Raw genomic sequence first — 1,649 nt, forward strand, 5'->3', positions numbered from 1 at the left:
CGGGCGTCGCGGCCCTCGCCGCCGGCGGAGGCGCCCTCTACCTGAGCCGCAAGCGCAAGGCTCCGACAGGTGAGGGCACGGACGTCTAGGTCGTGTTCTCTGGATCATTCCGCGCTCGCGTGGCCGGGCTTCCTCTCGCGGCGCCGACCTCGCTCGGACAGCCGAACCCGGGCTGACTCTCGCTCGTCGTCCGGCGAGAGATCGCCCGGCGGCCGCTCGCCACGAACCGGCTCCGCCGGTGCCCGGCGAAAGCATCCAGAGAACACTCCCTGACCCCGTTCCGGCCCAGGGCCCGCTCCGCGATCGACCGCGGAGCGGGCCCTTCGTCATGGAACCCACAGGTCAAGGGCGATCGGCCCCCGCCGGCTTGGAAGCGGACCGACAGATCGCTAATATCGGACAGGAACAAACGATCCGCTGTGCCCTCGGGCCCTTCAACGAGCGCCGATCCCCTTGTTCGGCCGCCCCTCGGGCCCGCCTCCCTCCCCGCTGTCGTAACGCCCCTCGGGGGCACGTGGCACAGCACCTCACGACAGGACACAACGTGAAGCTCTCCCCCTCCCCCCGCGCCTTCGCCCGCGCGGGCCTGGCCACCTCCGCCGCCGCTCTGCTGGCGTTCGGGATGGCCGCCCCGGCCGCCATGGCCGACGAGATCTACGAAGGCTCCGTGCGCGCCCAGTACGTGAGCAACCACCAGTCCGGCTCCTCCGTGCAGATGGACGGCCAGTCCATCAGCACCAGCCTGTTCACCCTCCGTCTGGAGGGTGGCGACGAGCTCATCGCCTACTGCATCGACATCAAGACGAGCATCCGGAGCCAGGCCTGGTACCGGGAAGGCTCCTGGAACAACTACGACGGTCAGGGCGAGTTCGCCGAGCCGGGCAAGATCCACTGGCTCCTCCAGAACGGCTACCCGGAGAAGAGCGCCCAGGAGCTGGCCGACGCCTCCGACGCCAACTCCGCCCGGGTGACCGAGGCCGAGGCCCTGGCCGCCACCCAGGCCGCCATCTGGCACTTCAGCAACGGCGCGAACCTGACCCGCGGCCCCGGCAACGTCCAGGCCATCTACGACCACCTCATCGAGGCCGCCGAGGACCTGCCCCAGGAGCCGGCCGCCGCTCTGAGCATCGACCCGAGCAGCGCCACCGGCACCGCCGGTGAGACCGTCGGCGAGTTCGAGATCTCCACCGAGGCCACCGAGATCCCGATCGACCTGACCGCCCCCGAGGGCGTCGAACTGGTCGACGTCGAGACCGGCGAGGCCGTCACCACCGTCAGCGGTGGCGACACGGTCGGCTTCTCCGTCCCCGAGGGCGCCGAGGCCGGCGAGGCCTCCTTCTCCCTGGAGACCGGTTCCACCGTCCGTCAGGGCCGTCTGTTCAAGGGCGAGGACGCGGACAACCCCACCCAGACCCTGATCACCGCCAAGAGCGACGAGGTCACGGTCTCCGCCTCCGCCTCGGCCTCCTGGGAGGCCTCGACCGGTGGTGACGACGGCGAGGGCGAGGAGACCCCGTCCCCGACCCCGTCGCCGAGCGAGGAGCCCACCGAGACCCCCGCTCCGACCCCGTCGCCGAGCGAGGAGCCCACGACGCCGGGTGACGACAAGCCCACCCCGCCCGCCGAGGACGACAAGCCCACCCTCCCCG

The 1,649-nt window shown here is 71.4% G+C and carries 1 protein-coding gene; it reads left to right on the forward strand.

The genetic code is table 11. The features are described from left to right. Positions 1–544: 544 nt before the first annotated feature. On the forward strand, positions 545–1,649 hold a 1,105-nt coding region (locus D451_RS0126055; protein WP_017536615.1), incomplete at its 3' end, for a thioester domain-containing protein.

It is taken from the genome of Nocardiopsis alba DSM 43377 (genome assembly GCF_000341225.1).
Lineage (GTDB): Bacteria > Actinomycetota > Actinomycetes > Streptosporangiales > Streptosporangiaceae > Nocardiopsis > Nocardiopsis alba.